Genomic DNA, 445 nt, shown 5'->3' with positions numbered 1-445 from the left:
CCTATAGCTTCGTCGCCCGGAGACAGACGATGACCTCGATTCCGACCGATTATGATGCGGCGCGCGCGGCGCTGACGCGCCTCTTACCGATCGCGATGTCCGACACCGGCCAGGCGCGTCGCGTTGCCAACTTCCTGATGGCCTGGTGGAACGGCCCGGACCTGGGCCATTTCGAGATCGCCGATATGTTCGGCCTCGACGTTGCTATCGCCAACGACATCACGACGGTCATCGGCTTTCTCGGTCAGAACGACCGCGGCGCCGTCTATATCGACAGCCTGGGGTTCGCCGAAGAGATGCAGGACATTATCGCGCTGTGGCGCAAGCCGGCAACGCCGCTCACAAACTGACGTCTTCTTACGCCCCTGAGACGATCAGGAACGACCCGACGGCGCCGAAGAGGCGTCCGTCGGAGCGGCGCTGGCGCGCCTTACTCGGCCGAACG

Annotated in this window: 1 protein-coding gene; it reads left to right on the top strand. The window is 64.0% G+C overall.

The features are described from left to right. The coding region (locus AACY52_RS31375; protein ID WP_339561553.1) for a hypothetical protein at nucleotides 1–350 on the top strand (350 nt) is incomplete at its 5' end. Nucleotides 351–445: the final 95 nt, after the last annotated feature.

Source organism: Pseudomonas sp. EA_65y_Pfl1_P113, from assembly GCF_963970525.1.
Classification (GTDB): domain Bacteria; phylum Pseudomonadota; class Gammaproteobacteria; order Pseudomonadales; family Pseudomonadaceae; genus Aquipseudomonas; species Aquipseudomonas tritici.
This window is presented reverse-complemented; position numbering and strand designations above follow the sequence as displayed.